Source organism: Stenotrophomonas sp. TD3, from assembly GCF_001939825.1.
Classification (GTDB): domain Bacteria; phylum Pseudomonadota; class Gammaproteobacteria; order Xanthomonadales; family Xanthomonadaceae; genus Stenotrophomonas.
In genome coordinates this window covers 622,683-648,115 of record NZ_MOYM01000001.1, presented here as the reverse complement: position 1 = coordinate 648,115, position 25,433 = coordinate 622,683, and the positions used below count along the sequence as shown (strand labels likewise).

Below are 25,433 nucleotides of genomic sequence, written 5' to 3'. Positions count from 1 at the left end.
GTCCTTTCCAGTGTTGATTCCGATACGATCTGTCGCATTGAGCTCGTCTCGCTTGACCCGGAGTCCCGTCATGGTCGATCGCCTTGCCATCCTGCTTGAACGCTTCGCGGTCACCGCCTCGGTGTTCCACGCCGGCGCGCTGTGCGGCATCAACACGCTGGACGGCGAGGACGAGACGGGTCAGTTGCATCTGGTGCGGCGCGGGCCGCTGCAGGTCAGCCACGGCCAGCAGACCGTGCAGGTCGACGTCCCCAGCCTGCTGCTGTACCCGCGGCCGATGCCGCACCGGCTCAGTACCGATCCGCAGCAGGGCGCCGACATGGCCTGCGCCAACCTGCACTTCGAGGGTGGCCGGCTCAACCCGATCAGCGCCGCGTTGCCCGATTTCATCTGCATGCCGCTGGCGGATCTCTACGGCGGCAGCGCAGCACTGGAGCTGCTGTTCGAAGAGGCCTTCGAGCAGCGCTGCGGGCGTGCGGCGATGGTCAACCGGCTGTTCGAGGTGGTGATGATCCAGGTGCTGCGCCAGTTGATGGAAGGTGGCGAGATGCGTGGCGGCCTGTTCGCCGGGCTCGGCCATCCGCGGCTGCGGCTGGCGTTGGTGGCGATGCATGAAGCGCCGGCGCAGGCGTGGACGCTGGAAGACCTGGCCGACGTCGCCGGCATGTCGCGCAGTGTGTTCGCCGCCAGTTTCCGTGAGGCGATGGGCACCACGCCGGGCCAGTATCTGCAGGGCTGGCGGGTGGGCCTGGCGCAGCAGGCACTGCGCCAGGGCAGACCGCTCAAGCGGATTGCCGACGATGTGGGGTACGGCAGCGAAGCGGCGCTGTCGCGCGCGTTCAAGGCGCACACCGGGCAGTCGCCGCGGGAGTGGCGCGGACAGGCCCGCGCCGGCGCAGCCTGAGCCTCAGCCCAGCACCAGCCGGGCCAGTTTCATGCCACCGAACAGACCGACCAGGCCCAGCGCCACCGAACCGCCGGCGTACAACGCTGCCAGGCCGTGCTGGCCGCGCTGCAGCAGCAGACCGATTTCCAGCGCGTAGGTGGAGAACGTGGTGTAGCCACCGAGAACGCCGGTGGCCAGCAGAAGGCGCAGCTGCGGCGAGGCGCCATTGCGCAGGGCGAAGGCTTCGACCAGCACGCCCATCAGCAGCGCGCCACTGATGTTGATCAGGAAGGTCGACCAGGGCCACGGGCTGCCGACTGCCACCCGCGCACCGATCAGGTTGCAGGCATGGCGAAGGCAGGCGCCGAGCCCGCCACCGATGAAGACCAGCAAGTAGTTGTTCAATACGTGCATCACGTGCCTCGGATACGGGTTCGCTGATTCGATGGCGAACGCCGAGGGCAGGCACGGCCTGCCATCGACGAACGCCGGTTCGTCTTGGCAGGAGCCATCAGCCCTTCCAGGCGGTTATCGGGGGAGCCCCATCCCCATCGGCGACCATGCTACCAGCGGCAGTGCAGTCACGTCATCGAGGTCGTCAGTACCCGGATGACCTTGCTGCGGCTGAAGCCGTCCATCAGCAGTTCGAAGGCCAGCAGGTCCAATGCCGCGTGGCGGCGATGATCGATCTCCAGTCCTTTCTCCTCCACCAGATGACTGACCAGTTCGTAGGCGTCCTGCCAGACGTCCAGGTGGGCCTGGCTGGGGATATAGGTATTGCCCCGCTCACCGACGCCAAGCCCGCTCACGCCATACAGCAGTTCGCGCGCGTCCAGCTTGGCCGCATCGGCGATGCGGAACAGCTGTTCGGCCTTCACATGGGCGGGGCTGACATGGTCGTTGAGCCAGTTGCTGATGGTTGCCGTCGTCGAATCGGCGGCGCGGGCCAGATCGGCCGGGCGAGGGTGCCCGGCTTTCTTCATGGCAATGGCGAGTCGTTGGCCGAGAGTATTCATCTATGCAAGCCAGCTTAACGCGTGGATCGCAAAGTTCCCTTGTTCCAAGAATAAGTCTGGTTAACAGAAGGACCGACCGTGACCGAATTCTGGAGCAAGGGGCAGGTGCGCATCCGGCTGGGTTTCCGGACCGATGCCGAACTGGCGCGCTTCTTTGGCATAAGCCGATCTGCGGTGTCGCAATGGCCCAGGGACTTCCCGATTCCTGCGCTGCGCCAATACATCCTGCATCAGCGCTACCCCAATCTGTTCCCGGCGACTGAGGCCGCAGAGGCCGAAGAGGCCTGAACTGCGCCGCATTTTGTCGCATATAGCACTCTAAGCGCAGTTTGCTAAGTATGCTTAGCAATATAGGAAACTTCGATGGAACGGGGCTTGGCCATCGGTGGTGCCTACTGGAACAGGGGGTGGGGGGGATCGGGTAGTGTGTCGGGTCCGCCCCATCCGGGGACCCTGTCATCCCGTATGTGGTTTCGTGAACGATTAATAATTTCGATCACGAAAGTCGCTGCATGTAATTGACCTGTCGTGAAATCTATGACTAATTGGCATCAACCGGGCGTGAAGCCCGGGAGTCTTTCAGTAGCTCGCAAGTGAGTCGGTAGACCGTCAACGATGCAGAACAAGTCCAACGGAGGTCGTATGGAATACGGCATGCATGGCTTGGCTGAACGGGTACGCCGCGAACTGGAAGCCAGTTATCACAAACACGGATGCGGTCCGGCGTTCTGGGATACCTACCAGCAGGTGCTGGACCGCCTGGTCCCGCAGGGGACCGAGCGTACCGAGGTCACCAATGAAATGGCGCTGATCATCGAGCAGCTCGGCATTGTCCGACGTGCGCAGCTGGTACCGCCGCACGCCAACGGGCCGCGTTGATCCGTTGATTCAAAGCAGGCGCCAGGCGCCACAGGCCAACAGCGCCAGCAGCATCGAAAGCAGTGCCAGGGTCCGCGGTCGCCACCATTGCCGCGGTTGCCCGGCCATTGCCTGCGGGCTGCAGTAGCGCACCAGCCCCGAGCCGAAACCGGCCTTGTGCTGCTGCCGCGCGCAGGCGTCCAGGCAGGCGCCGCAGGCCAGGCAATCGGCCTGCGGTCCCTGGCGGATGTCCAGCTGCATCGGGCAGGCGCTGACACAGGCGGCGCAATCGGTGCAGTCGCCCAGGCGGTCGGCGCTGAAGGTGGGCATCGGTCCGGCCAGCAGCGGATGCGCCGCACGGAATACGTAGTCCTGCGCGGTGGTCGGGTCGAGCAGGCCGCGGCCGCGGCCCAGCACGCCACCCAGGCCTGACGGGCGCATGCCGCGCGGTTCGCCGCGGCGCGCGTCGTACAACATGCGGGGCGTGTACGGATCGGTCAGCAGTGGCTGCATGCGCGCGAACGGGCACAGCGAACGGCATACCTGCTCGCGCAGGAAACCGGCATTGCCCCAGGTGGCTGCGGCATAGAACAGCACCCAGAACGTTTCCCAGCCGGTCCAGCCGGCATGCGGAGCGGCGGCCAGCAGTCCAGCGATCGGGCTGAACAGGCCGACGAAGGTGATGCCGGTCCACAGCGACAGCAGACTCCACGCCACCTGGGTGGCAGGGCGCACGGCCGGCATCGGCAGGACCTTGGCCATGCCGTGCGCAATCCAGTCGAAGGCACGACGCCACAGCGTCTGCGGGCAGGCGTGGCCGCACCAGATGCGGCCGGCGAGGTGGGTAAGCAGCGCAAGGGCGACGGCCAGCACCGCCAGCAGGCCGATCAGCATGCCGACGTCGCCGGGCCACAATGTCCAGCCGAACAGGTCGAAGCGTCGTGCATTGATGTCCAGCAGCAGCGCCTGCTGCCCGTTCCAGCGCAGCCATGGCAACGCGTAGAACAGTGCCAGCAGGAGCGCGCTCAGCGCGCCGCGCCAACGCCAGGGGCGTGGAGTTCCAGTGCAGGGCATGCTCATCCCAGCGGCAGCTCGTCGTCGTCGTCGCTGGGCATCGGGCGCTGCAGGTACCAGGTGACCGCGCTGGACAGTGCCGTCACCGACCAGAACATGAAAAACCCTGCCGTATAGCCCAGTTCGCGGCTGATCGCCGTGCCCGGGAAACTGATCGCCTGCAGTCGCAACGGGTCGACGAAGGCGAAGAACACCGCGCTGGCCAGGCCGGCGGCGATGAAGCTGGGCCAGAGGATGGCGCCCCAGTGCTGGATCAGCTGCTGGCGGCGGCTGGGAGAGGGTCTGTTCATGCTGTCCCGGATCGGAATGAGGGCGGCGCGTATACTCCGCCGAGGCCGGCGCAGCATCCGCAGGGCATGCTTCCTGCAAGCGTGCCAGCCTAGGTGCAGCGGACTGCGCCGACATTGATCTGGATCAACGGCGGTGCGGCCCGGCTAGGGCACACTGCCGGCACGCTTTGGGTACCCCGATGAACGCAACACCGCCGCCTGTTCTCCCCGTCGCCTCGCCCGAGTTGTGCACCGAGCAGGAAGTGACCCGCCTGGTCCACGATTTCTATGCCCGTGTGCGCGAGGAAGAGCGGTTGGGGCCGGTGTTCGAGGCGCACGTCCACGACTGGCCGGAGCACCTGGCGCAGCTGGTCGATTTCTGGTCGGCGATGCTGCGCGGTACCCGCCGCTTCAAGGGTTCGCCGATGTCCAAGCACATGGCCATCGAGCTGGACAAAGACCTGTTCGACCGTTGGCTGGTGCTGTTCCGGATCACCACCGCCGAGTGCAACAACCCGCCGATGCAGGAGCTGGCCAACGACGTGGCCGCACGCATCGGTGACACGTTCTGGAAGCGTTACCAGATGCTGCGCTGGCCGCAGGTGGGCCTGCCGGTGCTGGGCATCCCTGCCAAGGATTGATCTGGGTCAAGGCGGCGCAGGCCGCCCGGCGTGATGCTGGCGGCATGGACACATTCTCTCCTGCCGCCGGTGGCCTGGCCTGGACCTTCGACCCCGACCTGCTGCGCCGGCACGACCGGCCGGGCCCGCGCTACACCTCGTACCCGACCGCGCCGCATTTCCATGATGGGTTCGACGCGCCGGCACTGCGCCAGGCGATCGCCAACAGCAACCAGCTGGCCCGCGCGCTGTCGCTGTACGTGCACGTGCCGTTCTGTTCCAGTCCCTGCTTCTACTGCGGCTGCAACCGGGTGATCACCCGCGATCGCGGCCGTGGCCACAGCTACGTCTCGCGCGTGCTGGCCGAGGCCGACCTGCTGGCGCCGCAGTTCGAGGATGGCCGCGAGGTCATCCAGCTGCATCTGGGCGGCGGCACGCCGAACTTCCTTGATGCCGAGGCGATGACCACGCTGGTGGAGGGGCTCCGCCGGCGCTTCGATTTCAGCGATTCGCCGCAGCGCGATTTCTCGATCGAGCTCGATCCGCGCTTCATCGATACCCGCGACGTGGCCATGCTGGCGCGGCTGGGCTTCAACCGCGCCAGCCTGGGCGTGCAGGATTTCGATCCGCACGTACAGGAATCGATCAACCGCATACAGGGCGTGCAGCAGACGCTGGACATCCTGCGCGCGTGCCGCGACAGCGGCATGCGTTCGGTCAACGTCGACCTGATCTACGGGTTGCCGGGGCAGAGCCTGGAAGGCTTCGGCCGCACCCTCGAACGGGTGCTGGCGCTGCGCCCGGATCGCCTGGCGGTCTACGGCTACGCGCACCTGCCGCATCTGTTCCGTGCGCAGAAGCAGATCGACGAGAGCCGGCTGCCTTCACCGGAAGACAAGCTGGCGCTGCTGGGCCTGGCGGTGGAGAGGCTCTCGTCGGCCGGCTACCAGTACATCGGCATGGATCACTTTGCGTTGCCGGAAGAGGATCTGTCGCGTGCGCAGCGTGCCGGCCAGTTGCATCGCAACTTCATGGGCTACACCACCCACGCCGATACCGATCTGCTCGGCCTGGGCGTGAGTGCGATCAGCCACATCGGTGCCACCTACAGCCAGAATCCGCGCGATCTGCCGTCGTGGGAGGATGCGGTGGACCAGGGACAGCTGCCGGTCTGGCGCGGCGTGGCGTTGAGTGCCGACGACCAGCTGCGTGCGGAACTGATCCAGCAGCTGATGTGCCAGGGCGAGGTGGATGGCACGGTGCTGGGCCAGCGCCATGGTGTTGATTTCGAGCGGTACTTTGCCGAAGACCTTCGTTCGGTGCAGCGGCTGCAGGAAGATGGCCTGGCCGAATACCGCGACGGTGTGGTGCGCGCCAGCGAGCCGGGGCGGCCGCTGCTGCGGCTGCTGGCGATGTGCTTCGACCCGTACCTGCGTGCCGCCCACGAGCAGCCGCGCTACTCGCGTGCGATCTGACGCTTCAGCGCTTCTTGCCGAAGCCGCGCTCCGGATGCCGGGCCGCCATGCCACCGCTGGCGGTGGTACGCCAGTTGCCACTCAGGTCCTGCACGCTGATCGAATGGGAACCATCGCTGTATTCGGTTCGCCACCGGCCACTCAGGTCCCGCGTGCTGGTCGAGCGGGCACCGTTGCTGTACTGGGTGATGATCCTGCCACTCAGATCGGTGGTGGTGTCGGAGTAGCTGCCGTCACTGTAGGTGGTGCGCTTGCGGCCGCTGAGATCAGTCGTGGTGACCGAGCGACTGCCGTTGCTGTGCTCGGCGATCACGCGTTTGGAAAGGTCACGGGTGATACGGCTGGACGAGCCATCGCTGTGGCGGACGTCCATGCTGCCATCGAGATTGCGACGGCTGTCGGAGTGCGATTGCGCCAACGCCGGGAGACTGGCGATGCAGAGCAGGGAAAGCATCAGGGCGGACAGCTTCATGCGCAGGTTCCTTGTGCAATGCCCCATGGGGCGAACGCCATCGCGCGCTGCGGTATTGGTGCCCGGAGCCGGAATCGAACCGGCATGGGGTTGCCCCCGGCGGATTTTAAGTCCGATGCGTCTACCAGTTTCGCCATCCGGGCCTGCAGCGCGGCGCCGATTGTAGCCCACCCGCCGCACGGCGGCTGGATTGCTTCGGCGTGGTGACGTGCTTAACTGTCGTTCCCATTCATGTCATAGTCCCAGCCATCGTTCCCAGGGGGGGAGCCACCTGATGTCGCTGCACGCGATTGCCTACGCCAGTGAGGCCCGCGCCGATCTGCAGACAACCGATCTTGACCGCCTGCTGGCCGATGCCACGGCATTCAACCGTGTAGCCGGCGTCACCGGTGTGCTGATGTTCGACGGCTCGCGCTTTCTGCAGTATCTGGAGGGTCCCGAAGATGGCATCGATTCGGTGTACCAGCGCATCGTCAATGCGCGCAGCCATGGCCAGCTGAAGGTGCTGTGCCGCGCGCCGGTGGCGCAGCGGGCGTTTCCGCGCTGGTCGATGGGTACCCGGCGCATCGACGCGGAGCTGCTGGCACAGATCGTCGAATCGGCGTGGCCGGGCTTCCTGCTTGGCAGCGGTGGCTTCGAGCGCCTGCTGCAGGCCTGGACCGGCGCCGATGGCGAACTGGAACCGGCCGCGGTCGCACTGGGCTCCTGATCCCATCTTGGCGGCCAGGCACCCGCGCCGTTAGGCTGTAGCCTTTCTGGCGTGGATTTACCCGGAGTGGTGCAGCGAATGATCAGGTCGGCCGAAGCCATGGCGGCACGCATGCCGTTGCGCAGGACATGCCAGTGAGCGCCTCCCTTGCGGCAGCGGAGACCCCGCGTTTCGCAGTGATCGGCCTGGGCTACGTCGGCCTGCCGCTGGCGGTGGCCTTCGGTCGGCACTGGCCGACGCTGGGCTTCGACATCGATGCCGATCGCATTGCCGAGCTGCGCGATGGTCAGGACCACACGCTGGAAATGGAGGCCGACGAGCTGGCCAGTGCACAGCAGCTGCAGTACGGCAGCGATCCGGCTCTGCTCGATGCCTGCAATGTCTACATCGTTACCGTGCCGACCCCGATCGATGCCTATGAGCAGCCCGATCTGGAGCCGTTGCGTTCGGCTACGCGGCTGATCGCCAGCCATCTGCGCGCAGGCGACCTGGTGATCTACGAATCCACGGTGTACCCGGGCACCACCGAAGAGGTCTGCGTACCGCTGCTGGAAGAAGGCTCGCGCCTGCGCTTCAACGAAGACTTCTACTGCGGCTACAGCCCGGAGCGGGTCAGTCCCGGCGACCGCCAGCGGCGCCTGGCCGACATCCGCAAGATCACCTCGGGGTCGACAGCGGAAGTGGCTGCGGTGATCGATGGCCTGTACCAGCGCATCATTGCCGCCGGTACGTTCCCGGCGCCGTCGATGCGCGTGGCGGAGGCGGCCAAGGTGGTCGAGAACATCCAGCGTGACGTCAACATCGCGCTGGTCAACGAGCTGGCGCTGATCTTCGATCGGCTCGGCATCGATACCCAGGATGTGCTGGATGCGGCCGGCAGCAAGTGGAACTTCCTGCCCTTCCGGCCGGGCCTGGTCGGCGGCCACTGCATCGGCGTGGACCCGTACTACCTGCTGCACAAGTCCGAGAGCGTGGGCTACCACCCGGACCTGATCCACACCGCGCGGCAGGTCAACAACCGCGTCGGGGAGCATGTGGCGTCGCGGGTGCTGGCGATGCTGGCCGAACGTGGTCGCGTACCAGCGCAGTCGCGCATTCTGGTGCTCGGCGTGACCTTCAAGGAGGATTGCCCGGACCTGCGCAACAGCCGTGCGCTGGAGCTGGCGCAGCGCCTGCGTGATGCCGGTGCACAGGTCGAGGTCAGTGACCCCTGGGTCGGCCCGGCGGCATTGGCCGATGAGGGCGTGCAGTGGCTGGCCGAACCCGTGGCAGGGACCTATGACGCGGTGGTGCTGGCGGTGGCCCATGCCCGCTTCAAGGCGATGGACGAGGCCGGTATCCGGTCGCTGCTGGCGCCGGGCGGCCTGGTCTATGACGTGAAATCGGCCTGGCCACGCAACGTGGTTGACGATCGCCTGTAAACCCGGGCGGCGGGCAGCGCGGTAGACTCGCAGGCAGTTGCAACCAAGGAACGCCATGCACCGGTATATCGTCTACCTGCTCGCCATCCTGATGTTCCCCATCTGCCTGTGGTTGGCCACGATCTGGCCGGCCTGGTACTGGGGCGTCGGCCTGACCGCCGCGATGGTGGCGCTGGGGACCTGGGACCTGCTGCAGAAGCGCAGCACGCTGCGCCGCAACTATCCGGTGATGGCGCACTTCCGCTACGGCCTGGAGTCGATCGGCCCGGAGATCCGCCAGTATTTCGTACAGAGCGACCTGGAGGACGTGCCGTTCTCGCGCCAGCAGCGTGCGCTGATCTACCAGCGCGCCAAGAACGAGATGGACACGGTGCCGTTCGGTACGCTGCGCAGCACCTATGCGGTGGATTATGAGTGGATCAACCATTCGCTGGCGCCAACCGCCATCGCCAAGCATGACTTCCGCGTGCTGATCGGCGCCAACTGTGCCAAGCCGTATTCGGCGAGCGTGTTCAATATCTCGGCGATGAGCTTCGGTTCACTGTCGGCCAATGCGATCCGCGCGCTGAACGAGGGCGCGCGCCAGGGGGGCTTCTACCACGATACCGGCGAAGGTTCGATTTCGCCCTACCACCGTGAGATGGGCGGTGACCTGGTCTGGGAGATCGGCTCGGGCTACTTCGGTTGCCGTGACGAAAAGGGCGGTTTCAGTGAAGAGCGCTTCGTCGCCAACGCCACCCATGACCAGGTCAAGATGATCGAGATCAAGCTGTCGCAGGGCGCCAAGCCGGGTCATGGCGGCGTGCTGCCGGCGCCAAAGGTGACCGCCGAGATCTCGGTGACCCGTGGCGTACCGATGGGCGTGGACTGCGTATCGCCGTCGCGCCACTCGGCGTTCTCGACGCCGGTCGAACTGCTGCAGTTCGTTGCCCGCCTGCGCGAACTGTCCGGCGGCAAGCCGGTCGGTTTCAAGCTGGCCATCGGCCACCCGTGGGAGTGGTTCGGCATTGCCAAGGCAATGCAGGAAACCGGCCTGCTGCCGGACTTCATCGTGGTCGACGGTGCCGAGGGCGGTACTGGCGCAGCACCGGCGGAATTCGTCGACCATGTCGGCGTGCCGATGCACGAGGCGCTGCTGCTGGTGCACAACACCCTGGTCGGCCTGGATCTTCGCGAGCGCATCCGCATCGGCGCGGCGGGCAAGATCACCAGCGCATTCGACATCGCGCGCACCATCGCGCTCGGCGCCGACTGGTGCAATGCCGGCCGTGGCTTCATGTTCGCGCTGGGCTGCATCCAGTCGTTGAGCTGCCACACCGACAAGTGCCCGACCGGCATCGCCACCCAGGACCCGGCACGCTGGAAGCACCTGGATGCACCGGACAAGGCCACTCGTGTCTACAGCTACCACGAGCACACGCTGCATGCCCTGAAGGAGCTGCTGTGTGCGGCGGGCCTGAACGATCCGGCCGAGCTGGGGCCGGAACACATCCTGCGCCGCGTCTCGCCAGTGGAAATCCGTTCGCTGGCGTCGCTGTACCGCTACCTGGAACCGGGCGAGCTGCTGCACAAGGTGCCGGACCATGCGGTGTTCCATGCATTCTGGGCCGATGCACGCAGCGATTCGTTCCAGCCGCCTCCGAAGATCCAGGCGCTGCGCGCCAGCAAGTCGCGATAACGATTCTGTAGGGTCGAGCCATGCTCGACTGCCTTTCGATCAGGCATCGCGACGTCGGAACGAAGAACAGTCGAGCATGGCTCGACGCTACAAGGACATGTCATGCAGTTCAGGACCGGCACCATCGACGACGTGGCCACGCTGTGGGCCCTGCGCACGCGCTGCGTGCGCGAGACCTGCAGCAGCCACTATCCGGCGGAGGTCATCGCACCGTGGTCGGCCTCGCCGCCACCGTCGCAGTACGCACGGCTGCTGGGGCAGGGCGGTTGCGTGGTGGCCGAGGACGATCAGGGGCACCTGCTCGGTTTCGGCGTGTTCGATGCCCACGCCAATGAAGTCGATGCGTTGTTTGTCGATCCGGATCGTGGCGGCAAGGGGATCGGCCAGGCGCTGATGCAGCGGTTGCTGGCGATGGCCGATCGTGAGCGCGAGGTGGTGCTGTCGGCCTCGCTCAATGCGGTGCCGTTCTATCAGCGGCAGGGATTCATTGCCGTGCGGGAGGAAGCCTATCCGCATCCCAGCGGTGTGGCGCTGGCCTCGGTGAGCATGCGCAGGCCATGGTGAGCGCCCGGCGATTGTAGAGTCGAGCCATGCTCGACTGCTTTTTGATTCAGGCGATAAAGCAGTCGAGCATGGCTCGACTCTACACTGCAGGCGTCAGCGCCCGGCCAGCCACTCGATCACGCCCTCGGCGGCGCGCAGGCCGCTGGCGTAGCACGCGGTCAGCAGATAGCCGCCGGTAGGTGCCTCCCAGTCCAGCATCTCGCCGGCACAGAACACCCCGGGCACTGCCCGCAGCATCAGGCCATCATCCAGCGCATCCAGGCGCACGCCGCCAGCAGTGCTGATCACCTCGGCCATCGGCCGTGGACGCAGAAGGCGCAACGGCAGGCGCTTGAGCGTGGCGGCCACCGCAGGCAGGTCGTGGCCCGCGTCCTTGCCAAGGATCTCGAATACCAGCGCGGCCTTCACCGCATCCAGGCCGGCCTGGCGGCGCAGATGCTCACCGAAACTGCGACCCTTGCGCGGGCGCGACAGATCGGCCAACAGGCGTGCTTCATCGCGTCCCGGCACCAGGTCCAGCCACAGCATGGCGTGGCCATCGCGGTTGATGGTCTCGCGCAGGTCTGCGGCCAACGCGTAGATCAGGCTGCCTTCGATGCCGTACTCGCTGGCCACGCATTCGCCCTGCAGCGACTGCGGTTGTCCAGCCAGGTCGAGCCAGTGCGCGACCACCGGCTTCAACGGCGCGCCTGCATTGCGCTGGGCGAAGAACGGCGTCCAGTCGATGTCGAAGCCGCAGTTGGCCGATTGCAGCGGCGCAATGTCCACGCCTCGTGCCTGCAAGGGGGCGACCCAGGCGCCATCACTGCCCAGCTGCGGCCAGCTGCCGCCACCCATCGCCAACACGGCGGCATCGGCGTGGACATTGATCTCGCCCGCTTCGGTGGCGAAGCGCAGCGCGCCGTCGTTGCCCCAGCCGATCCAGCGGTGGTTGGCATGCAGGCGCACGCCCTGTTCCTTCAGTCGGCGCACCCAGCCGCGCAGCAGCGGCGCAGCCTTGCGGTCGACCGGGAACACGCGGCCGGAGCTGCCGACATAGGTCTCCACGCCGAAGCCGGCAGCCCAGTCGCGCAGCGCCTGCGCGTCGAAGCCGTCCAGCCAGCGGCCCACGGCAGCGGACTGCTCGCGGTAGCGGCTGTCGAACAGCGGGCGCGGATCGGAATGGGTGAGATTGAGGCCGCCCTTGCCGGCGATCAGGAACTTGCGGCCGGGTGAGCCCTTGGCCTCGTACAGGTCCACGTCCAGCCCAGCGGCGCGCAGGCGCTCGGCGGCGAACAGGCCGGCCGGGCCACCGCCGATGACGGCGACCCGATGGGGCGTTGCGGTATTACGGTTTGACATCGAGCAGCTCGACATCGAACACCAGCGACGAGCCAGCCGGGATCGGGCCGACCCGGCGGTCGCCGTAGCCGTAGTCCGGCGGGATCATCAGCGTGCGCTTGCCGCCGACCTTCATGCCGGCCACGCCTTCATCCCAGCCGCGGATGACCTGGCCGGCGCCGAGGGCGAAGGTGAACGGTTCGCCGCGGCTGACCGAGCTGTCGAAGGTCTTGCCGTGCTTGCTCTCGGTGCGGTTGTCGTAGATCCAACCGGTGTAGTGCACGGTGACCTTGCTGCCGGAGACGGCCTCGGCGCCGGTGCCGGGCACGGTATCGATGCGTTCGAAGGTGGTCAGGGTGCCGCCCGGCGGCGGGCCGGAGGGCTCGCTCGAGCAGCCAACGGCGGCGAGGGACAGCAGCAGGGGGAGCAGCAGGCGGCGCATCGGGCGTCTCCGGTAGGGCGCAGGGCGAGGGCGGCAAGGGTAGCGCATCGGCGCCGGGTATCATGGGTACATGGCAAAACTCCTGCTCAATCTGCGCAATGTCGGCGACGACGAATATGCCGATGTCTGCACGCTGCTCGACCAGCACGGCATCGCCTGGTATCGCACCGAACCCAGCCCCTGGGGCATTTCCAATGGCGGCCTGTGGCTGCGCGAGGATGCTGATCATCCGCGTGCGAAGGCACTGATGGCCGCGTACCAGGCCGAACGCGGGCCGCGCATCCGCGCCGAGCGCGAACAGGCGCTGCGCGACGGTACGGCGGAGACGTTCGGCAGCCTGTTCCGGCGGCGGCCGGTGTTCGTGGTGCTGGTACTGCTGGGAATGGCCGTTGCGGCGGCGCTGGTGCTGCTGCCGTTCATGCTGTTGCGGGGGTAAAGGGGGCTTCTGGCCGGGTTGCACCCGGCACCCGGTAGTGCCGGCCGCTGGCCGGCAACAGCAACAGCAACAGCAACAGCAACAGCAACAGCAGGCAACCTGCGGTGGGCAGGGCGGTGCGGGCAGGCGGGACACGCCGTAAACCCATCCTTGGGGGCTCGATGGCGCCATCCATGGCGCCAACGGTCCCGCCTGCCCACACCGCCCCGCCTCTGACAGTTCCCGTGATCTGTCGCGGATCCACGCCATGCGTGGATGAACGTGAAAATCTGACCCTGGGGTAGTCTGGCGCTAAAATGGCGGGATGATCGCCAATACCGCTGCCTACCATTTCGCCGTCATCGACGCCCCCCAGGCCCTGTGCGACCAGTTGCTGGCGCGCGCCGAGGCGGCGGAGCTGCGCGGCACGATCCTGGTGGCGGGCGAGGGGCTGAACCTGTTCCTGGCCGGTGCGCCGGAAGCGGTCGAGGGCTTCTACGCCGCGCTGCATGCCGATGCGCGTTTTGCCGATATGCGGGTCAAGACCAGCCTGAGCGAGCACCAGCCGTTCGCGCGGCTGAAGGCCAAGGTGAAGGACGAGATCATCAGCTTCCGCCGCGATGACGGCCAGCCGCTGGACTATCCGCGCGCCCCGGCGATCGATCCGGCCACCGTGCAGCGTTGGCTGCGGCAGGGGCATGACGACGCTGGCAAGCCGGTGGTGATGCTCGATACCCGCAACCTGCAGGAAGTGGAGTACGGCACCTTCAAGGATGCGCTGGTGCTGCCCATCCACAAGTTCACCGACCTGCCGGAGGCATTGGCGCCGCACCGCGAAGCGCTGAAGGACAGCACCGTGGTCAGTTTCTGCACCGGCGGCATCCGCTGCGAGAAGGCCGCACTGTGGATGGCCAACGATGGCATGGACAACGTGCTGCAGCTCGATGGCGGCATCCTCGGCTACTTCGAGGAGGTGGGCGGCGAAGGTTACGAAGGCCGCTGCTTCGTGTTCGACGAGCGCGTGGCGCTGGATGCCGAACTGAAGCCGATGGTCGACCAGCCATTGCCGGAGCCGCGCCCCAGCGCGTTCTGACGCTTCCCCGGTAGAGCCGGCCGCTGGCCGGCTGCTGAGCTCTCTGCCTGCCGGCCGGCACCACCGGATCAAGCGCGGACCGCCATGAACCGGCCCCACGGGAATCAGCATCCCGCCACCGTCACTGGCCGCCGCGCCTGGCCGACCCCATGCATGGGGGATCCTGTGACGGAAAGCCGCTGATGATCCCGTTGTCGATCCTTGACCTGGCCCCGGTCTGCGAGGGCAGTGACACCACCGCTGCCTTCGCCAACATGCTGGAACTGGCCCAGCACGCCGATGTGCTGGGCTACCGCCGCTACTGGCTGGCCGAACATCACAACATGCCCGGCATCGCCAGTGCCGCCACGGCCGTGCTGATCGGCCATGTTGCCGGTGGTACGAAGCGCATCCGCGTCGGGGCAGGCGGCATCATGCTGCCCAACCACGCGCCGCTGCAGGTGGCCGAGCAGTTCGGCACGCTGGCCTCGCTGTATCCGGATCGCATCGACCTCGGCTTGGGTCGTGCCCCGGGCACCGACCAACCAACCGCGCGTGCATTGCGCCGCTACTTCGACAGCGCCGACCAGTTCCCGCAGGATGTGCGCGAGCTGCTGCACTATTTCGAGCCGGTGCAGCCTGGCCAGGCAGTGCAGGCCGTTCCCGGAGGCGGCCTGCGGGTGCCGACCTGGATCCTTGGTTCGAGCCTGTTCGGCGCACGCATGGCCGCCTCGATGGGCTTGCCCTATGCGTTCGCCTCGCACTTCGCGCCTGATGTGATGGATGAAGCGTTGGCGGTATATCGCCGCGAATTCCGCCCCTCGGCGACGTTGAAGCAGCCCCACGCGATGCTGGCGCTGAACGTCGTTGCCAGCGACAGCGAGGCCGAGTCGCGCCGCCTGTTCACCAGCCAGCAGCAGAGTTTCGTCAACCTGCGCCGAGGTCGACCGGGCAAGATCCCGGCACCGATCGACGACATCGAAACTTTCTGGGAACCGCATGAAAAGCTGGGTGTGGAGCGGGCATTGGCCTGCACCGTGCTGGGCGATCCGCAGCAGGTGGCGGAAGGTATCGCCGCGTTTGTCGAGCGCCACAAGCCCGACGAACTGATGCTTACCGCCAACCTGTATGACCACCGCGCGCGCCTGCGCTCGTTCGAACTGGCCATGCACGCCTGGCATGCCCGCCACGCGGGCTGAACAATTGCGTCACGGCCTATTGCGGCCGAACCGCGTCTGATGGGGGCTCACACCGATGGAGCCCCCACATGGCTGATACCCGCGCCGAACACATCGCCCAACTGGCCGAGCTGATCAAGGACGTCGAGGTGGCGATGTTCGCCACGACCGGCGTCGATGGACGACTCTACAGCCGGCCGCTGGCTACCCAGCAGGTCACCTTCGACGGTGATCTGTGGTTCGTCATCACCGCCGACAGCCCCAAGGTCGCCGAGATCGCGCTGGATCCATACGTCAACGTGGCCTACGCCTCGCCTTCGAAGAACACCTATGTGTCGGTGGCAGGGCGTGCGCGCATCGTCGACGACCGCGCGAAGATCGAAGAGCTGTGGTCGCCAGCCATGAAGCTGTTCTTCCCGGGCGGCAAGGATGACCCGAACCTGCGCCTGATCCAGGTGCGCGCCGACTCGGCCGAGTACTGGGATGGCCCGGGCACCCTGCTGGGGACGGCGCTGAGTTTCGTGCTGTCAGCGGTGCAGGACGAGCCCGCGCCGTTGGCCGACAATGGATTCATTGACCTTCGATGATGGCCGATGCTCGGCATTGGTAGTGCAGGCCGCTGGCCGGCAAGCCTGGAAACGTGGCAGCCGGCCAGCGGCCGGCTCTACCGGATTCCGGCTCAGAACCAGCGCTGGAACAGCTCCACCGTGTAGCCCACCAGCTGTCCCGAACTGAAGCCGAAGAACGCGATCGCCGCCAGCGCCGCGATCCAGTTGAACAGCATCAGCGCACCATCGCGTTCCAGCAGTGCCAGCGAGAACAGCAGCAGCTGGAAGCCGAACAGGAAGTTGGTGAAGGGAATCGGCAGCGACAGCAGGATGCCCAGCAGCACCAGCAGCAGGCCAGTGAAGGCGTGTGCCGGCAGCGGTGTCAGCAGCTGCGGCAGGCGCGGTTTCAGCATCCGGTCCAGCCGTCGCAGCGGGCGGTCGATGCGGTCCAGGAAGCGGTGCATGGTGCCGCGCTTCGGTCCACGGCGGGCAATGAAGCCAGGCAGCCACGGGCGGCGCAGGCAGAACAGCATCTGCAGGCCGATCAGGATCACCAATGGGCCGCTGACCGCGCCGCCCATGCCCGGGATCGGGATGAACGAGGGCAGGATCGCCACGAACAGGAACACGCCGAACGCGCTCTGCTGCAGGTTGCACAGGATCTGGCCGAGCGGCATGTGCTCGGCCGGGTCGCCGGAGGCGAACATCTCCAGCAGGGTGCGGATGCCCTCGTTGCGGTAGGCCGGGCGCTCAACGCCCGGACCCTGGCCGGCCTCAGGCGGTGAGCTCATCGGCCTGCTCGTCGGACAGCGTGCGCAGCAGCAGCTTGTCCACCCGTGCACCATCCAGGTCGACCACCTCGAAGCGCCAGCCGGCCCAGTCGAAGTACTCGCCCGCGTGCGGGATGCGGCCGAAGTAGTGGATGCACATGCCGGCCAGCGTGTAGTAGTCGCCATCCTCGGCATCGGGCAGATCGTTGCTGCCGATCAGTTCGCGCAGGTCCTCGATCGGCAGCGAGCCATCCACCAGCAGCGAACCGTCTTCACGGGTCACCACCAGAGCATCTTCGTCGGCGTTCTCCACCGCCTGCAGGCGGCCGACCACGGCGCCCATCAGGTCGCTGATGGTCACCAGGCCCTGGATTTCGCCGTACTCGTCCACCACCAGCGCCATCGACTGCTGTTCCTCGCGGAAGATCTCCAGCAGCTTCATCGCGTGGGTTGATTCGGAGACGTACAGCGGTTCGCGCAGGGTCTGGAACAGCGCGTTGTCACCGCGCGCCATGCGCGTGGCCAGCGATTTCAATTCAAGCACGCCGACCACGTCCATGTCGTTGTCGCGGTACACCGGGTACCGCGAGAACTCGTGCTCGGCCATGATTTCCAGGTTGCGCTCCAGCCCGGCCTGGGTATCCAGCCAGGCGATGCGGTTGCGCGGGGTCATCAGGCTGTCGGCGGTGCGGTCGCCCAGGCGCATGACGCGGTTCATCATGTCGCGCTCGTGGGCGTCGATCACACCGGCCTCGTGGCTCTCGGCCACCAGCATGCGGATTTCCTCTTCAGTCACCGAGGCGACTTCATCCTTGCCCAGGCCGAACAGGCGCAGCACCAGCTGGGTGGTCTTGGACAGCAGCCAGACGAAGGGCAGGGCCAGCTTCGCCAGCCAGCTCATCGGCATCGCGACCAGCCCGGCAATGGCCTCCGAGCGGGTCAGCGCCAGGCGCTTGGGCACCAGTTCGCCGAAGATCAGCGTGATGAAGGTGATCAGGCTGACCGCCAGCGCGGTACCGATGTTGCCAGCGTAGGCAAAGCCGGGCATCAGGCCCTGGATCCAGCCGGCGAAGGCTTCACCCAGTGCTTCACCGCCGAGGTAGCCGGTCAGCACGCCGATCACGGTGATGCCGATCTGCACGGTGGACAGGAAGCTCTCCGGCTTCTCCGACAGCTCCAGCGCCTTGGCGGCACGCTTGGAGGTGGCGGCCATCTGCTTCAGGCGGCTCTTGCGCGAGGTCATGACCGACATCTCGGACATGGCGAAGAAGCCGTTCAGCAGAACAAGCGCGAAGACAATCAGGATCATTTCAAACACGGGCGTCGTCCCCGGTTGGTGGCAGGGAGGGCGGGTGCTTGCGATGGCGGCTGGCGCTCAGGAACAGGGTCCGGCGCAGCGCAGGGGGATAAGGGTCGTCGTCCATAAGGTGCGCCCGAAGGCGCGCTGGCATCTTAGCAAAGGGGCGTGGCAGGGTGGCAACCGCCTGTTCAGGTTGGGGGTTCCAAGGCCCCGAAAGGGGGCGGGGATACCCGTGATGGTCATCTAGCCGTCATAATTCCGTCTGGTGCCGTCCTTCCCGCGACGGCTGACAGGTTTCTCAATGTTCTCTCTGCAGACCATTTTCGGTTCCGGCAAACAGTTCTACACCCTGCTCGATGAGGCTGCCGTCGCGGCTTCCGACGCCGCCAAGGCGCTGCATTCCATGCTGCGCGAGGCTGACCGCCAGCCCGCGCTGGACGCCTTCAAGCTGGCCCGCCTGCGCGAACGCGCGGCCTCGGACAAGATCAGCCAGGCGCTGGTGGACAGCTTCATGACCCCGATCGAGCGCGAAGACATCGAAGCGCTGGGCTCGGCGCTGTACAAGATTCCCAAGCAGATCGAGAAGTTCGCCGATCGCTATTCGCTGGCCACGACCCACCTGGAGCACATCGACTTCGCGCCGCGCGCGGCGATGCTGGAACAGGCCGCCGGCGTGGTGGTGGAGATGGTGGCCGACCTGCGCCACATGAACCTGGACCGGATGACCGCGCTCAACGAGAAGCTGCGCTCGCTGGAGAACGAGGCCGACCGTCTGATGCTCGAGCTGTACCGCGACATCTACTCCGGCCGCCTGGACAACCTGCAGATGTTCCTGCTGAAGGAATTCTTCGAGATCCTGGAAAAGGCCATCGACCGTTGCCGCGAGGCAGGCGTGGTGGCGTACCAGATCGTGTTGAAGAACAGCTGACGGACGCCGCCGCATGTTGACCCTTGTCCTGGTGGTGATCCTGGCCGCGCTCGTTTTCGAGTTCATCAACGGCTTCCACGACACTGCCAACTCCATTGCCACCGTGGTGGCGACCAAGGTGCTCTCGCCCGGCTGGGCGGTGATGCTGGCCGCCTTCATGAACCTCATCGGTGCACTGACCGGTACCGCGGTGGCGCTGACCATCGCCTCGGGCCTGCTCAACACCAACGTGGTCGACGTCACCCCGCAGGTGATCCTGTGCGCCCTGCTGGGCGGCATCATCTGGAACCTGATCACCTGGTGGAAGGGGCTGCCGTCCTCGTCCTCGCATGCGCTGATCGGTGGCCTCTGCGGCGCCGGCCTGGCCGCCGCCCACAACAACTGGGACGCGCTGATCTGGTCCGAGCGCCTGGGCAGCTGGGCGCAGAACAAGGGCCTGCTGTGGAAGGTGTTCGTGCCGATGATCACCTCGCCGATCGCCGGCTTCCTGCTCGGCATCGTGGTGATGGTGCTGCTGTGGGCGCTGATCGCAGGCCTGGCCAAGATCGGTGGTGCCATCGGCCGCCTGGCCCGTCCGCGCATCGTCAACGCCTTCTTCGGCAAGGCCCAGATCGCCTCGGCGGCCTATATGGGCTTCGCCCACGGCCACAACGACGCGCAGAAGACCATGGGCATCATCGCGATGACCCTGATCGGTGCCGAAGCCACCGGCGCATTGAACGACCTGCCGTCCTGGCTGGCCTTCATGCACCCGGACGCGCATGCCGGTGACGGCATCGCCATGTGGATCGTGCTGACCTGTGCGGTGGTGATGGCAGCCGGTACCGCCTCGGGTGGCTGGAAGATCATCAAGACCCTGGGCCACAAGATGGTCAAGCTGCACCCGATCCACGGCTTCGCCGCGGAGACCAGCTCGGCCACCATCCTGACCCTGGCGGCCCACTTCGGCATGCCGGTCTCGACCACGCACAGCATCTCCACCGCGATCATGGGCGTCGGCTTCGCCAAGAACCCGCGCTCGCTGAAATTCGGCGTGATCGAGCGCATCGTCTGGGCCTGGATCCTGACCATCCCGGCCGCCGGCGGCTGCGCGTACCTGATCCTGAAGCTGTTCGAACTGTTCGGCTGGACCTGAGGCCAGCGGCCTTGGGGTCAGAGCCCTTTCCCTGCGGGAAAAGGATCTGACCCCGACAAACGAAAAAGCCCGCCGGATACCGGCGGGCTTTTTTCATGGCAGATCATTCCTCTGTATCCAGCGTGCCGACCAACGGTCGGCACCCACCAACAGCAGCAGGAACCTGTCAGCGGCGGGGTGGGGTGGGGTTGCAGGACCGTTGGCGCCATGGATGGCGCCATCGAGCCCCCATGGACGGGTTCATGGCGTGTCCTGCAACCCCACCCCACCTCGCCAGCCCACGGAACCCCGGCTTTTGACGTTGGACGTTGCCGTGGCCGTTGCAGTCAGCGGGTGCCGGGCCGCAGGCCCGGCCGAACCCCTCAATTACGCTGGAACAACGCCTGCACATCCCTGCGGAACGCCGCCTGGCTGTCAGCCCGGCTGTAGAACATGTGCCCACCCGGATAACTGCGCACCTGCACCCGGTCCGGGTTGCTGCCCATCGTCGGCATCTGGTCCACGGTCAGGATCGAGCCCATGAACGGACACGACAGGTCGTTCCAGCCATGCACGATCAGCACCTGCAGATGCGGATCGATCGCCACCGCCTGGCGCAGCTGGGTCACCGCGCCCTGGCGCAGCTCGCCATTGCGGTCCCACAACCGGTTCACGTCGTAGTTCAGTGCCTGGTAGCGTGCATCCACCTTCCAGCCAACTACCCGCGTCACGAAGTCGACCATCGCCGTGGTGGTCGGCGCGATGATGCTGTCCAGCAGTGGATCGTTGGCGCGCTGCTCCGGATCATTCGGGAACGGATCGAACGCGGTCACGTTGGAGTCGTAGCGGCTGCCCAGCGTGCCCTTGTCGCGGAACACTTCACGCAGGTAGGCCTGGGTTTCCAGGCGCCCGCCGGCGCGGCGCACGAACTGCGGGTCCAGTCCGGTCAGCGCGGTCACCCGGCGCAGCATGGCTTCCGTAGCCTGCGGATCGCTGCGGCCCTTCATCAGCGCGGTGGCGTAGTCGCCACGGGTGTACTCCACCACCTCGCGCATCGCCGCATCGGTAAGCTTGCCCTGGCGCTCCAGGTGCGCCGCGGCGATCGACGGCAACGTCTGCATCCACGCCATCGGCGAGACATCAGCGTTGTCTTCCAGGGTCGGGCTCAGGTAGGGCGAGACCAGCACCAGGCCGTTCATCGCCACGCCCAGCCGGGTCTGCAGGAAGTGGGTGATGCGTGGGCCACGGTAGCCACCGTAGCTCTCGCCGGTCAGGTACTTGCGCGAGGCCATGCGCTGGTTGCGCAGCAGCCAGTCGTAGATCGAACGCGACAGGTATTCGACGTCGGCACTGGGGTTGTACAACGCCTTCTTGGCTTCCTCGTCGCCGATCCGCGCGCGGCTGAAGCCGGTACCGACCGGATCGATGAACACCAGATCGGTGAAGTCCAGCCAGGTGCCCGGGTTGTCGTGCAGGGTGGCCGGCGCCGACGCGCTGTCACCCTCGGAGCCGAAGGTCACCACCTTGGGCCCGATCGCGCCCATGTTGAGGTACACCGACGACGCACCGGGGCCGCCATTGAGCGCGAAGGTCACCGGCCGGTCCTTGCCCGGCATCGTGTAGGCGGTGAACACCACATCGGCGATCACCTTGCCCTTGGCATCGCGTACCGGCAGGGTGCCGACGGTGGCGGTGTAGTCCAGGGTGCGGCCGGCCAGCCGCATGCTCTGGCGCGCCGACGCATCGGCGGGCAGCGCAGGCGCTTCGGTCTTGTCGTCTTTCGGGTCGGGCTTGGCCTCGGCGTCGGGCGCGGCCAGCACGCTGGCAGGGGCGATAAGCAGGCCGACGCAGAGCGCGGCAGTGTGCAGCAGGGACTTCATGGCACCGGATCGGCAGCGGAAGGGGGTTCCGATGCTAGGCCGGTGGCGGGCCATGCCGTATGTGTCCAAAGGCATGGCCGTGCGATGAGGCCGCCACTGGCCAGATTGGGTCAAGCGGGCAGGGTGGCTGCCGCGTCGTCATCGGCCAGCAGGCCATAGACGGCCGAGTCGGCCAACTCCCCCTGGATGCGCCAGCGCTGGCGCAGTACCCCCTCGCGGTGGAAGCCCAGGCGTTCCAGCACGTGTGCGGAGGGCGCGTTACGCGGGTCGATCTCGGCTTCCACGCGATGCAGGTGCAGGGTGCGGAACAGGTAGGCCAGTACCTGTTGCAGGGCCTCGTGCATATAGCCCTGGCCCTGGCGATCGGGGGCCAGCAGGTAGCCGATCTCGGCGCGCGCCGCATCGCGGTCCACCGCGAATACCACGCAGATGCCGAGCAGCGGACCTTCCAGCGATTCGCGCACGGCCAGCTTCAGCTGGGTGCCGATGGCATGGGCGGCGAGGTCATCGTCGATCTGCTCGCGCGCTTCGGCCTGTCGCGTCCAGGCCGGATGGTTCCACCAGCGCATCACATCCGGGTTGGATTGCAGCGTGAACAGCGCGGCGGCGTCGTCACGGCGGATCGGGCTGAGGACCAGCCGTGCACTGTGCAGCGGCAGGCCGGGGAACAGCAGCGAGTGGCTGGCCAATACGGTGGTCCACGCGGATGGACGCGCATTATGGCGCCGCCGGGTTTGCCGATGGGGGTGTAATGCCCTGGGCCGCATGGACCGGTAGTGCCGGCCGCTGGCCGGCAACCTCGATATCCAGTTGATTCATGCAGATCTGCCGGCCAGCGGCCGGCACTACCGGGCAACCGGGTCAGAGCCGTTTCCTGTCGGGAAACGGATCCGACCCCGCGCCGGGATCAGACTTCCAGCGAAGCCAGGTCGCCCTTCGACTCCAGCCAGCCCTTGCGGTCGGACGCGCGCTTCTTGGCCAGCAGCATGTCCATCAGCGAACGGGTCTGCTCGCCATCGTCCACGGTCAGCTGCACCAGGCGGCGCGTATCCGGGTGGATGGTGGATTCACGCAGCTGCGGCGGATTCATCTCGCCCAGGCCCTTGAAGCGGGTCACGTTGATTGCGCCCTTGATCTTCTCGCGCTCGATCTTGTCCAGCATCGTGCGTTTCTCTTCCTCGTCCAGGGCGTAGAACACCTGCTTGCCCACGTCGATGCGGAACAGCGGCGGCATCGCCACGAACACATGGCCGGCATCGACCAGCGCCGGGAAGTGCTTCAGGAACAGCGCGGTCAGCAGGGTCGCGATATGCAGACCGTCGGAGTCCGCGTCGGCCAGGATGATGACCTTGCCGTAACGCAGGCCGGCGATGTCGTCCTTGCCGGGGTCGCAGCCGATGGCCACGGCCAGGTTATGCACTTCTTCCGAAGCCAGCACGCTGTTGGACGAGACTTCCCAGGTGTTGAGGATCTTGCCGCGCAGCGGCAGGATCGCCTGGAAATCCTTGTCGCGCGCCTGCTTGGCGCTGCCGCCTGCCGAGTCACCTTCCACCAGGAACAGCTCGGTGCGCGACAGGTCCTGGCTGATGCAGTCGGCCAGCTTGCCGGGCAGGGCCGGGCCTTGCGTGACCTTCTTGCGGACGACCAGCTTCTCGGTCTTCAGGCGCGCACTGGCGCGCTCGATGGCGATCTGCGCGATCTTCTCGCCCAGTTCCACGTTCTGGTTCAGCAGCAGGCTGAAGGCATCGTGCGCGGCGCCTTCAACGAAGCCGGCGGCCTGGCGCGAGGACAGGCGTTCCTTGGTCTGGCCGCTGAACTGCGGGTCGGTCATCTTCAGCGACAGCACGAACGACACGCGGTCCCACACGTCTTCCGGGGCCAGCTTGACGCCGCGCGGCAGCAGGTTGCGGAAGTCGCAGAACTCGCGCAGCGCCTCGGTCAGGCCGGTACGCAGGCCGTTGACGTGGGTGCCATGCTGGGCGGTCGGAATCAGGTTGACGTAGCTTTCCTGGACCAGCTCACCTTCCGGCAGCCAGGCCACGGCCCAGTCCACAACCTCGGTGTCCTTCTTCAGGTTGCCGACGAACAGGTCGGCCGGCAGCGATTCGCGCTCGCCCAGTTCCAGCTTCAGGTAATCGCGCAGGCCGTCTTCGTAATACCAGGTATCGACTTCACCGGTGGCTTCGTCGGTCAGCTTGACGGTCAGGCCCGGGCACAGCACGGCCTTGGCGCGCAGCAGGTGCTTCAACGCGCGCACCGCGAACTTCGGCGTATCGAAGTACTTCGGGTCCGGCCAGAAGCGCACGCGGGTACCGGTGTTCTTCTTGCCGACGGTGCCGACCACTTCCAGCGGCGTGGCGCGGTCGCCATTGCGGAAGGTGATGCGGTGTTCGGCACCTTCGCGCTTGATGTGCACCTCCACCAGGGTCGACAGCGCGTTGACCACGCTGACGCCGACGCCGTGCAGGCCGCCGGAGAAGGTGTAGTTGTTGTTGCTGAACTTGCCGCCCGCATGCAGGCGGGTGAGGATCAGTTCGACGCCCGGGATCTTCTCTTCCGGATGGATGTCCACCGGCATGCCGCGGCCGTCATCGCTGACCTCCACGCTGCCGTCCTTGTACAGGGTGATCTCGATCGAGCGGGCATGGCCGGCGAGGGCCTCGTCCACCGAGTTGTCGATCACTTCCTGCGCCAGGTGGTTCGGGCGCGCGGTGTCGGTGTACATGCCGGGACGGCGCTTGACCGGGTCAAGGCCGGACAGGACTTCAATATCGGCGGCGTTATAGCGGGCGTTCATCTATCTTCTAAAGCGCGGAGCGACGCGCAAGTGTGCGGTCTGGACGGCGATTTTGCACGCCTGCGGTTCAGCCTTGGCGCCGGGGAGGGGGTAAAATGGCAGCCGCTGGAATCTGAACGCCGGCGACCCCCGTTGGGTCGAAACGTCCAAGCCATACCGCGAGGAGGACCTCATGAAGAAGTTGCTGACCATTGCAATCCTGGCCGCTGCCGCTGTTGCAGTGCCGCTGGTGGTGGCGCAGAACGCTGGCCAGCCGGCCCCGCAGCAGGGTGACCAGGCCGACAAGGCGCAGGCCGAGGCCGATGCCAAGGCCAAGCGTCGGGCCCAGGCCAATGCCGAAATGAAGGCGCAGGGCCAGCCGGCCCCGCAGAAGGAAGAAGAGGAAGAGGCGCGGAAGAAGCGCTGATCCCGCAACCTGCCAAGCGCCCTTGCGACAAGGGCTGCGCACCGGAACGCCCCGCCCAGCGGGGCGTTTTTTGTTGGATCGGCCGCACAAGCCCCTTGGGTTGGCGGCCATCAATCTGTAAACTATGGCTTTCCGGGAGTAAGTGCGTGTCCACCATTTGCGAATGGGCTGGAGCGGCCAAGCGTGGCTTCCAGCATGGCGGGTCGCAGGTGACGGTCGAT

28 protein-coding genes, 1 tRNA gene and 1 riboswitch are annotated in these 25,433 nt (G+C 66.4%); of the genes, 16 read left to right on the top strand and 13 right to left on the bottom strand.

From position 1 onward, the window contains the following. Positions 1–70: 70 nt before the first annotated feature. The gene (locus BKE09_RS02980; protein ID WP_075674815.1) at positions 71–904 is read left to right on the top strand and encodes an AraC family transcriptional regulator; all 834 of its coding nucleotides are present in this window, start codon (positions 71–73) and stop codon (positions 902–904) included. 3 nt (positions 905–907) lie between these two features. Here the strand turns inward: BKE09_RS02980 and crcB are convergent, their stop codons facing one another. Both crcB and BKE09_RS02970 read right to left on the bottom strand, forming a co-directional pair. After that, positions 908–1,300 carry a fluoride efflux transporter CrcB gene (gene crcB / locus BKE09_RS02975; protein ID WP_075674814.1) on the bottom strand — a complete coding sequence of 131 codons (393 nt, stop codon included), beginning with the start codon at positions 1,298–1,300 and terminating at the stop codon, positions 908–910. An 81-nt stretch (positions 1,301–1,381) separates the two neighbouring features. Next, positions 1,382–1,445, bottom strand: a riboswitch (Fluoride riboswitch). Positions 1,446–1,467: 22 nt separating this feature from the next. Beyond that, entirely contained in the window at positions 1,468–1,869 is a 402-nt protein-coding gene (locus tag BKE09_RS02970; protein WP_005415999.1) for a helix-turn-helix transcriptional regulator, read from the bottom strand. 111 nt (positions 1,870–1,980) lie between these two features. On the opposite strand from BKE09_RS02970, the gene BKE09_RS02965 reads away from it, so the two are divergent. Then, complete coding sequence (locus tag BKE09_RS02965) at positions 1,981–2,190, top strand: hypothetical protein (RefSeq protein WP_075674813.1); 210 nt, start codon at positions 1,981–1,983, stop codon at positions 2,188–2,190. A 354-nt stretch (positions 2,191–2,544) separates the two neighbouring features. Beyond that, positions 2,545–2,781 carry a hypothetical protein gene (locus tag BKE09_RS02960; protein WP_005416001.1) on the top strand — a complete coding sequence of 79 codons (237 nt, stop codon included), beginning with the start codon at positions 2,545–2,547 and terminating at the stop codon, positions 2,779–2,781. Between the two features lie 9 nt (positions 2,782–2,790). On the opposite strand, the gene BKE09_RS02955 is transcribed toward BKE09_RS02960, so the two are convergent. Next, the gene (locus BKE09_RS02955; RefSeq protein WP_075674812.1) at positions 2,791–3,840 is read right to left on the bottom strand and encodes a 4Fe-4S dicluster domain-containing protein; all 1,050 of its coding nucleotides are present in this window, start codon (positions 3,838–3,840) and stop codon (positions 2,791–2,793) included. Continuing rightward, positions 3,837–4,124, bottom strand: a complete 288-nt coding sequence (locus BKE09_RS02950; protein WP_075674811.1) for a hypothetical protein — start codon at positions 4,122–4,124, stop codon at positions 3,837–3,839. Before BKE09_RS02950 ends, BKE09_RS02955 begins: the two co-directional genes overlap by 4 nt. Positions 4,125–4,303: 179 nt before the next feature. Between BKE09_RS02950 and BKE09_RS02945 the strand changes: the two genes are divergently transcribed. Then, positions 4,304–4,744, top strand: coding sequence for a group III truncated hemoglobin (locus tag BKE09_RS02945; protein ID WP_014036652.1), 441 nt, complete (start codon positions 4,304–4,306; stop codon positions 4,742–4,744). A 44-nt stretch (positions 4,745–4,788) separates the two neighbouring features. Beyond that, on the top strand, positions 4,789–6,198 hold the full coding sequence (hemN, locus tag BKE09_RS02940) for an oxygen-independent coproporphyrinogen III oxidase (protein WP_075676558.1): 1,410 nt from the start codon (positions 4,789–4,791) through the stop codon (positions 6,196–6,198). A gap of 4 nt (positions 6,199–6,202) precedes the next feature. Here hemN and BKE09_RS02935 read toward each other — a convergent pair whose 3' ends face one another. Together BKE09_RS02935 and BKE09_RS02930 are read right to left on the bottom strand one after the other, a co-directional pair. Then, positions 6,203–6,670, bottom strand: a complete 468-nt coding sequence (locus tag BKE09_RS02935) for a hypothetical protein (RefSeq protein ID WP_075674810.1) — start codon at positions 6,668–6,670, stop codon at positions 6,203–6,205. 56 nt (positions 6,671–6,726) lie between these two features. Next, positions 6,727–6,813, bottom strand: a tRNA-Leu gene (locus tag BKE09_RS02930). 131 nt (positions 6,814–6,944) lie between these two features. Here BKE09_RS02930 and BKE09_RS02925 point away from each other — a divergent pair. From BKE09_RS02925 to BKE09_RS02910, 4 genes are all read left to right on the top strand, one after another. After that, positions 6,945–7,379: a BLUF domain-containing protein gene (locus BKE09_RS02925; protein WP_014036718.1), complete on the top strand. Its 435-nt coding sequence runs from the start codon at positions 6,945–6,947 to the stop codon at positions 7,377–7,379. A gap of 134 nt (positions 7,380–7,513) precedes the next feature. Next, positions 7,514–8,800, top strand: coding sequence for a nucleotide sugar dehydrogenase (locus BKE09_RS02920; RefSeq protein WP_083663049.1), 1,287 nt, complete (start codon positions 7,514–7,516; stop codon positions 8,798–8,800). Positions 8,801–8,855: 55 nt separating this feature from the next. Next, entirely contained in the window at positions 8,856–10,478 is a 1,623-nt protein-coding gene (locus BKE09_RS02915; RefSeq protein WP_075674808.1) for an FMN-binding glutamate synthase family protein, read from the top strand. Positions 10,479–10,580: 102 nt separating this feature from the next. After that, positions 10,581–11,042, top strand: coding sequence for a GNAT family N-acetyltransferase (locus BKE09_RS02910; protein WP_075674807.1), 462 nt, complete (start codon positions 10,581–10,583; stop codon positions 11,040–11,042). Between the two features lie 93 nt (positions 11,043–11,135). On the opposite strand, the gene BKE09_RS02905 is transcribed toward BKE09_RS02910, so the two are convergent. Together BKE09_RS02905 and BKE09_RS02900 are read right to left on the bottom strand one after the other, a co-directional pair. Continuing rightward, entirely contained in the window at positions 11,136–12,383 is a 1,248-nt protein-coding gene (locus BKE09_RS02905; protein WP_075674806.1) for a TIGR03862 family flavoprotein, read from the bottom strand. After that, the gene (locus tag BKE09_RS02900) at positions 12,370–12,804 is read right to left on the bottom strand and encodes an FKBP-type peptidyl-prolyl cis-trans isomerase (RefSeq protein WP_014036723.1); all 435 of its coding nucleotides are present in this window, start codon (positions 12,802–12,804) and stop codon (positions 12,370–12,372) included. Before BKE09_RS02900 ends, BKE09_RS02905 begins: the two co-directional genes overlap by 14 nt. A gap of 70 nt (positions 12,805–12,874) precedes the next feature. Between BKE09_RS02900 and BKE09_RS02895 the strand changes: the two genes are divergently transcribed. The 4 genes from BKE09_RS02895 (at position 12,875) to BKE09_RS02880 (ending at position 16,056) form a co-directional block, all read left to right on the top strand. Next, positions 12,875–13,240, top strand: a complete 366-nt coding sequence (locus BKE09_RS02895) for a DUF6164 family protein (protein WP_075674805.1) — start codon at positions 12,875–12,877, stop codon at positions 13,238–13,240. A gap of 304 nt (positions 13,241–13,544) precedes the next feature. After that, complete coding sequence (locus BKE09_RS02890; protein WP_049445696.1) at positions 13,545–14,312, top strand: sulfurtransferase; 768 nt, start codon at positions 13,545–13,547, stop codon at positions 14,310–14,312. A 182-nt stretch (positions 14,313–14,494) separates the two neighbouring features. Then, positions 14,495–15,490 carry an LLM class flavin-dependent oxidoreductase gene (locus BKE09_RS02885; protein WP_075674804.1) on the top strand — a complete coding sequence of 332 codons (996 nt, stop codon included), beginning with the start codon at positions 14,495–14,497 and terminating at the stop codon, positions 15,488–15,490. Positions 15,491–15,558: 68 nt separating this feature from the next. After that, entirely contained in the window at positions 15,559–16,056 is a 498-nt protein-coding gene (locus tag BKE09_RS02880; RefSeq protein ID WP_049445693.1) for a pyridoxamine 5'-phosphate oxidase family protein, read from the top strand. Between the two features lie 92 nt (positions 16,057–16,148). Here BKE09_RS02880 and BKE09_RS02875 read toward each other — a convergent pair whose 3' ends face one another. Together BKE09_RS02875 and BKE09_RS02870 are read right to left on the bottom strand one after the other, a co-directional pair. Beyond that, entirely contained in the window at positions 16,149–16,808 is a 660-nt protein-coding gene (locus BKE09_RS02875; protein ID WP_014036728.1) for an exopolysaccharide biosynthesis protein, read from the bottom strand. Next, positions 16,792–18,096, bottom strand: a complete 1,305-nt coding sequence (locus tag BKE09_RS02870) for a hemolysin family protein (RefSeq protein WP_049445691.1) — start codon at positions 18,094–18,096, stop codon at positions 16,792–16,794. Before BKE09_RS02870 ends, BKE09_RS02875 begins: the two co-directional genes overlap by 17 nt. A gap of 292 nt (positions 18,097–18,388) precedes the next feature. On the opposite strand from BKE09_RS02870, the gene BKE09_RS02865 reads away from it, so the two are divergent. After that, on the top strand, positions 18,389–19,015 hold the full coding sequence (locus BKE09_RS02865; protein WP_004152833.1) for a DUF47 family protein: 627 nt from the start codon (positions 18,389–18,391) through the stop codon (positions 19,013–19,015). Positions 19,016–19,028: 13 nt separating this feature from the next. Continuing rightward, positions 19,029–20,150, top strand: a complete 1,122-nt coding sequence (locus tag BKE09_RS02860) for an inorganic phosphate transporter (protein WP_014036730.1) — start codon at positions 19,029–19,031, stop codon at positions 20,148–20,150. Between the two features lie 362 nt (positions 20,151–20,512). Here the strand turns inward: BKE09_RS02860 and BKE09_RS02855 are convergent, their stop codons facing one another. The 3 genes from BKE09_RS02855 to parE form a co-directional block, all read right to left on the bottom strand. After that, complete coding sequence (locus tag BKE09_RS02855) at positions 20,513–22,009, bottom strand: S10 family peptidase (protein WP_075674803.1); 1,497 nt, start codon at positions 22,007–22,009, stop codon at positions 20,513–20,515. A gap of 110 nt (positions 22,010–22,119) precedes the next feature. Further along, complete coding sequence (locus BKE09_RS02850) at positions 22,120–22,698, bottom strand: GNAT family protein (RefSeq protein ID WP_075674802.1); 579 nt, start codon at positions 22,696–22,698, stop codon at positions 22,120–22,122. 218 nt (positions 22,699–22,916) lie between these two features. Beyond that, entirely contained in the window at positions 22,917–24,806 is a 1,890-nt protein-coding gene (gene parE, locus BKE09_RS02845; RefSeq protein ID WP_014036733.1) for a DNA topoisomerase IV subunit B, read from the bottom strand. Between the two features lie 172 nt (positions 24,807–24,978). Between parE and BKE09_RS02840 the strand changes: the two genes are divergently transcribed. Further along, entirely contained in the window at positions 24,979–25,212 is a 234-nt protein-coding gene (locus BKE09_RS02840; RefSeq protein ID WP_014036734.1) for a hypothetical protein, read from the top strand. The last annotated feature ends 221 nt before the right edge of the window (positions 25,213–25,433 follow it).

Bases quoted from the DNA above. Each gene is read 5' to 3' on its own strand.
- BKE09_RS02955 (WP_075674812.1), bottom strand. From the start codon at position 3,840: ATGAGCATGCCCTGCACTGGAACTCCACGCCCCTGGCGTTGGCGCGGC.
- BKE09_RS02885 (WP_075674804.1), top strand. From the start codon at position 14,495: ATGATCCCGTTGTCGATCCTTGACCTGGCCCCGGTCTGCGAGGGCAGT.
- BKE09_RS02900 (WP_014036723.1), bottom strand. From the start codon at position 12,804: ATGCGCCGCCTGCTGCTCCCCCTGCTGCTGTCCCTCGCCGCCGTTGGC.
- BKE09_RS02865 (WP_004152833.1), top strand. From the start codon at position 18,389: ATGTTCTCTCTGCAGACCATTTTCGGTTCCGGCAAACAGTTCTACACC.
- BKE09_RS02980 (WP_075674815.1), top strand. From the start codon at position 71: ATGGTCGATCGCCTTGCCATCCTGCTTGAACGCTTCGCGGTCACCGCC.
- BKE09_RS02855 (WP_075674803.1), bottom strand. From the start codon at position 22,009: ATGAAGTCCCTGCTGCACACTGCCGCGCTCTGCGTCGGCCTGCTTATC.
- BKE09_RS02945 (WP_014036652.1), top strand. From the start codon at position 4,304: ATGAACGCAACACCGCCGCCTGTTCTCCCCGTCGCCTCGCCCGAGTTG.
- BKE09_RS02910 (WP_075674807.1), top strand. From the start codon at position 10,581: ATGCAGTTCAGGACCGGCACCATCGACGACGTGGCCACGCTGTGGGCC.
- BKE09_RS02875 (WP_014036728.1), bottom strand. From the start codon at position 16,808: ATGAGCTCACCGCCTGAGGCCGGCCAGGGTCCGGGCGTTGAGCGCCCG.
- BKE09_RS02925 (WP_014036718.1), top strand. From the start codon at position 6,945: ATGTCGCTGCACGCGATTGCCTACGCCAGTGAGGCCCGCGCCGATCTG.
- crcB (WP_075674814.1), bottom strand. From the start codon at position 1,300: ATGCACGTATTGAACAACTACTTGCTGGTCTTCATCGGTGGCGGGCTC.
- BKE09_RS02870 (WP_049445691.1), bottom strand. From the start codon at position 18,096: ATGATCCTGATTGTCTTCGCGCTTGTTCTGCTGAACGGCTTCTTCGCC.
- BKE09_RS02970 (WP_005415999.1), bottom strand. From the start codon at position 1,869: ATGAAGAAAGCCGGGCACCCTCGCCCGGCCGATCTGGCCCGCGCCGCC.
- BKE09_RS02915 (WP_075674808.1), top strand. From the start codon at position 8,856: ATGCACCGGTATATCGTCTACCTGCTCGCCATCCTGATGTTCCCCATC.
- BKE09_RS02860 (WP_014036730.1), top strand. From the start codon at position 19,029: ATGTTGACCCTTGTCCTGGTGGTGATCCTGGCCGCGCTCGTTTTCGAG.
- BKE09_RS02890 (WP_049445696.1), top strand. From the start codon at position 13,545: ATGATCGCCAATACCGCTGCCTACCATTTCGCCGTCATCGACGCCCCC.
- BKE09_RS02895 (WP_075674805.1), top strand. From the start codon at position 12,875: ATGGCAAAACTCCTGCTCAATCTGCGCAATGTCGGCGACGACGAATAT.
- BKE09_RS02950 (WP_075674811.1), bottom strand. From the start codon at position 4,124: ATGAACAGACCCTCTCCCAGCCGCCGCCAGCAGCTGATCCAGCACTGG.
- BKE09_RS02840 (WP_014036734.1), top strand. From the start codon at position 24,979: ATGAAGAAGTTGCTGACCATTGCAATCCTGGCCGCTGCCGCTGTTGCA.
- parE (WP_014036733.1), bottom strand. From the start codon at position 24,806: ATGAACGCCCGCTATAACGCCGCCGATATTGAAGTCCTGTCCGGCCTT.
- BKE09_RS02905 (WP_075674806.1), bottom strand. From the start codon at position 12,383: ATGTCAAACCGTAATACCGCAACGCCCCATCGGGTCGCCGTCATCGGC.
- BKE09_RS02935 (WP_075674810.1), bottom strand. From the start codon at position 6,670: ATGAAGCTGTCCGCCCTGATGCTTTCCCTGCTCTGCATCGCCAGTCTC.
- BKE09_RS02960 (WP_005416001.1), top strand. From the start codon at position 2,545: ATGGAATACGGCATGCATGGCTTGGCTGAACGGGTACGCCGCGAACTG.
- BKE09_RS02880 (WP_049445693.1), top strand. From the start codon at position 15,559: ATGGCTGATACCCGCGCCGAACACATCGCCCAACTGGCCGAGCTGATC.
- hemN (WP_075676558.1), top strand. From the start codon at position 4,789: ATGGACACATTCTCTCCTGCCGCCGGTGGCCTGGCCTGGACCTTCGAC.